The sequence below is a fragment of the Opitutales bacterium genome (genome assembly GCA_013215165.1).
In the GTDB taxonomy this organism is placed as follows: domain Bacteria; phylum Verrucomicrobiota; class Verrucomicrobiia; order Opitutales; family JABSRG01; genus JABSRG01.
In genome coordinates this window covers 1-5,138 of record JABSRG010000109.1, presented here as the reverse complement: position 1 = coordinate 5,138, position 5,138 = coordinate 1, and the positions used below count along the sequence as shown (strand labels likewise).

Below are 5,138 nucleotides of genomic sequence, written 5' to 3'. Positions count from 1 at the left end.
CTGACTTCCTTGATCGGAAGTCCGCCAAAGCCAACCACTTTTTAATTTTTTAGCGCATCCCTATGGGATGGCTGTGCTTAAAATATATAACAACCTACCCGTGAATAGATATCTGTTAACTCCTCGCCCCTATCAAACCCACAAAGGATTCGTTGGAATACTGATTATTTTTCTATCACTAATTGGCATTAGCCATGCCAAAGTTCATAGTTTATCACCAACAAATGAACCATACATCGTCGTTGAAGATGCAAAGCCTGGAGACATATACGAATTAGAACCAGGAACCTATCGCCAATCAATTATTTTGGAGGGAAACGGGAGCATCGAAAATCCAATCGTCTTACGTGCTAGGATTCCTGGCACCGTCATCATAAATGGTGCCGAGCCAAAGCAGCTCAATTTCACCCATGTCTCTGAAGATCTTTATGTTTCCAAAATAAATCATCGTGTTCGCTTGGTCATAGCAGACGGTAGGAACATGATGGGCTATAACAGCAAGAAGGAGCTATTAGAATTTAGAAACAAAGAAGGAATAGGTGGACCATTAGAGGGATTTAGTTGGGAAGATGGCAAACTTTTCGTACGACTGTTGAATGGACAAGACCCTAATAGTGTAAAGGTGGAAATTCACCGTGCCCTAGATGCTGCAACAGATCATTTAAAATCGCGTGAATTTTGGCGAGTTGGGAATGATTACCAAAGGGGACAAATATCTGATATTACAAGGGGTGAGTATACTTCACATGAAACCGGTGTCGGTTTATACCTTAATGGATCATACATTCTAGTGCAAGGGTTACGCTTCCAATTAAATCCAGTGGCAGCTATTTCAATCGCTCAACTTTCACATCATATCACCATTGAGGATTGTTACATATTTGGATCCCATAGGGCTGTGCACGCAGCGAACGTTCACTTTCTGACCGTTCGGAGTTGCGAGCACAGTGGCTATCCTGCTTACGAATGGATGCGCTTGACGAGTTATGATGACGACAAAACAACCGATTATTGGGGTATCGGTATGACCAACATGAAAATGGGTTTTTTGACCCATAACGGAGTCGGAACTCGGGTCGAAAATTGCTTGGTCTATGAGATGTATGATGCCTTCAGGCCAAGAGGCGGAGATAGCGATTTCCCGTCCCTATACCAAGAAAATGTGATGATGTCCTCTGTAGACGAGCACATAGAATATGATACATTTTGGCATAACCCATTGCACTTAAGGGTTACTAGGAATTTCTTTCTCGATGCGCTGGCCTCTCAGGCCCTTTCCCCTGTAATGGGAGGATACCTCACTATCGATCATAATCTTCTTTATACCTCCCCTGAAAAAGGATTAGAAAAATATTTCTTCAAGTTTGATGTGCCAATTAGCATTTTGAAGCAGGGATTTTCTCCGGTTCACAATATTTTAATTGCACACAATACTTTTGTAAATGGACGAGGAAATCTGATTTGGGCCGGACAGGGTCAATTCTGGGGTTATACTAATTGTAAATTCGAGAATAACCTATGGTATGTTGGCAACAAAGGAGGGCGTTGGGAGTTAGGTACAATACCACGACATGGTATGGACAGCCCATGGGTGCCGAGTGAGTATAATCTAATCGCAGGAAACGAAGTCAAATTTGCTGAATTGGGACCTGCTAAAAAGACGAACAGTCCCGTTCTCCAATCTGGATCGATTCGATCACCATGGAAAAAAGAGACAGGTCCAATGATCACGGATGCTATTCACGGAGACGTCGTTACCGTGCCGGGAAAGAATCATCCGATTATCGACTTCAATCTTATACCAGGGAGTGAAGCAGTAGATGCTGGTAATACTGAAACTGCTGCAAAAACACAACATCCTACGAATGGCTCTGCCCCAGATTTAGGCGCTTTGGAATTGAATCAAGATTGGGACATGCCAATGCCAGGACCTCGCTGGGCCGTGGGTGATATGAAACCCTGGAGGCCGCCATTGCCAGCTTCTCTGGATCCACTGTGGGTAGGATTACAAGAAGGTGCAAATCATCCAGAACACCCTGATGTATTTCCATTAGGCGAAGGAAACCGCAGAGAGCCGATGACGCTCCACTTCAGAGCAAGTCAGTTGATTTCGCCAGAAAAACAAAACTGGGAGGTAATCAATCAATCAGGGAATAATGATTCTGGTGTTATAAAAGCTATATTAGATTCACCAGCCAAGAGAATTTTTGCTAATACTAAACCTGATTTCACAATTGAATTTGAGTTAGAAAGGACCGAAGCACTACGTTTCTGGTTTAAGGCAAAAGCAAAAGGGGGCGGTTCAAATTCATTTTGGTTTCATCCACGTGGCATGAAAGATACTAATGGTAATTGGATGATGGTCGAGACAGAGGTTGGAGATTGGACCTGGGTTTCATGGCAAGGTAATAGTGCCACCTTCGGCCCCGGTGAGGTAAAACTAGATTTTCACGCGCGTGAAGGTGGCCTGATCATAGAGGATATCCTTGTTACCAATGAATGGAATGGATTACCAGATGGGCCTTGGAATAGGGTGAGTCCGTAAGCGTCGCGTCCCTTATAGCAGATGCCCTTGGACTCTATTTATCTGATCCTTTTTTCGCGGAAGCTTACCGGAGCAAAGCTGGGGCTTGGCGTTTCCGGTAAGCTAGTCGTGGACTGTGGTGACGACCCAGGTGGGGCCGAATCTGTATTGGATGGTGGGTTGTGGGTGTCTGAGGGCAGGGAGGTCGCTGCGCAAAAGCTTCAGGCTGAGTGTGCTGTCGCTTGTGGGGTGTAGCTCGGCGTCATGGAAACCGACCCAGGCTTGGGTGAGGGGAAACTGGTATTTGAAGAAGGCTTCTTTGGCGCTGAAGAATAGGGTGGCGCTACGTTGTTGTTCACCTACGGGCAAGCTGGTGAGATAGCGCTGCTCGTTTTTGGTGAACAAGGTGCCCCACAGTTTAGGCTCTAGGCGGTGGGTGTCTTCCAAATCTAATCCGAGGCTTCTCATGTGCTTTGCTTCCCCCACAATGGCTGCTGCGAGTGTGTCTGTATGCGTGATCGCTCCGACGATGCTTTCTGGCCACGCTGGGGCTCTAGACTCAAGAGGCGGTAGTGCGGTTGGGGACACGCCAAGCTGAGACATGGCTCTGCGCGCGGCGGTGCGGCCTGCAGTAAATTCACGCACACGCTTCGGGATGGCACGCGCTACTGCCGATTTCTCCGAGACGAAGAGGGGATCTTGTAGATCCTCAATCCTCCCAGCAACCACTGCTACACCGTCGGGGAGTAGTGCCGCGATGTGTTCGGTTAGCGTAAGATCTGGTGAGGGCATGGCTTTTCAATACAAGGGCACAGGCATCCCATAGGAATTATAATTTTCCTGGACCGCAGACTACGCAGATTTACAAAGATAAGTATTTTGTCATTAGGTGCTTATGATTGTCCTCCAGAAGGATGAAAGTTACATGATTACCTTTCGAATTGGCGAGGTATCCATATGCTTTATCCCACAGAATTTTGTGGACGATTCTCTTTTTCGTAAATCTCTCTTGTTCATAAGGATCTGTGAATATCTACGTAATCTGCGATCAAAATTATGGGATAGTTGTGATACGGGGGAATGTCGCAATCCATCTAAAATTATTCGCGTTAATTCGCGTGCATTAGCGGACAAAACCAAACTCTAGAAGCTTCCGGGTTTAATGATAACCCTACGCTCCTGCCAGAGATCAAATATCTCCTGGCGTAAAGACGCATCTATCGTAAGGCCACACCGCGAGACTAGTTGGCTAAGTGTATCTTCTGCGGCAGAGGCTTTGAGAACGGCGTAGGCTACTTTGGAAATTTTGCGGGGTGAACCATGTTTATAATTCCATTCAAGTAGATATTCGGTAGCGCGGCTTTCGTAGTCTATGAAGCGTGTATGCTCCTTCATTTCGAGCGCCAGAGGTAGATCGATCACCATATTGTCCATCAGCTCTAAGGTGAAGGGTTTCTTTTCGACGAGATAGTCACCGACAACGAGATAATTGAGGCCAGAGGTCAGATAACACACGAGGGCATCTATCGGTGTGTCCACGATGGGCTCGGCATTGTTGTTGAACGAAGTGTTGATCAACATGTATGTCCCGGTGATCTCGCCGAAGGCATGAATCAGCTCCCAATAGCGCGGATTCGTGTCTTTTGAAACGGTCTGCAGGCGAGCGGAGCCGTCGAAATGGGTGATGGCTCCTAGTTCAGAACGAAAGGCTTCTTTCACTTGTAGAACGAACGCCATGAATGGATAGCGGGTTTGTCCTTCAGGCACTTCGAAATAGGTGTCGACCTTTTCCTCGATCAAAGAGGGCGCGAAGGGGCGGTAGCCCTCACGCATTTTGATCATCGAATTAATAATGTCTTTGTTCTCAGCGGGGCGTGGGTCGGCCAAGATACTGCGATTGCCCAAAGCACGGGGACCAAATTCGGAGCGCCCCTGCACCCATCCGATTTTAGCCCCGTCAGCTAGGATCTGCGCGGTTTCGCGGCAGGTGTCATCGAGCTTGCGGAAAGTGACCCAGGCCTCCCAAGGTGAAAAAGCCTCGGCGATCCGGTCGTTGTCCCAGGTAGGCGTGCCCCAGTATGTGTGTTGCAGCCGTTTGTTAGGAAGGCCTGGGTTAGACTGGTGGGCTACCGCAAGCGCTGAACCCAATGCGCAGCCGGCGTCATGAGAAGCGGGCTGAACGAAGACATCTTTAAAAATCCCGGACGCAGCGATTTTGCCGTTCATGCTGCTGTTTTGAGCCACACCCCCAGCGAGGCAGAGCGTGTCGAGTCCGGTTGAAGCGCCGTAATGGCGCAGGATATGAAACACGATGGTCTCTAAAGCTTCCTGGAGCGCGGCAGAAATATCTTTGTGGATCTGCTCAAATGGATCGTCTCGACGGCGGGGTTTGAGGATGCCATAAAGATTGTAGACACGGTCTTGATGCACCTCATAGCGCCCGTCAGGGAGGAGGGTGTAGAAGGATTTGAAAAGCGAACGAAAACGGGATGCATCGCCGTAGGGGGCCAGGCCCATCACTTTATATTCATCAAACATCTTCACAGCCATCCCATAAGGCCTGATGGCGGAGATCAGGGGTGAGTATTGATCGGCTGTAGCGGTTGATCGTGTC

Annotated in this window: 3 protein-coding genes; 1 reads left to right on the top strand and 2 read right to left on the bottom strand. The window is 47.9% G+C overall.

Features of this window, described 5'->3' with window-relative positions:
- Positions 1-67: 67 nt before the first annotated feature.
- Entirely contained in the window at positions 68-2,545 is a 2,478-nt protein-coding gene (locus HRU10_14870) for a hypothetical protein (GenBank protein NRA28515.1), read from the top strand.
- A 102-nt stretch (positions 2,546-2,647) separates the two neighbouring features.
- Here the strand turns inward: HRU10_14870 and HRU10_14865 are convergent, their stop codons facing one another.
- Positions 2,648-3,316, bottom strand: a complete 669-nt coding sequence (locus tag HRU10_14865; protein ID NRA28514.1) for a 4'-phosphopantetheinyl transferase superfamily protein — start codon at positions 3,314-3,316, stop codon at positions 2,648-2,650.
- 351 nt (positions 3,317-3,667) lie between these two features.
- Positions 3,668-5,074 carry a hypothetical protein gene (locus HRU10_14860; GenBank protein ID NRA28513.1) on the bottom strand — a complete coding sequence of 469 codons (1,407 nt, stop codon included), beginning with the start codon at positions 5,072-5,074 and terminating at the stop codon, positions 3,668-3,670.
- Positions 5,075-5,138 lie beyond the last annotated feature (64 nt).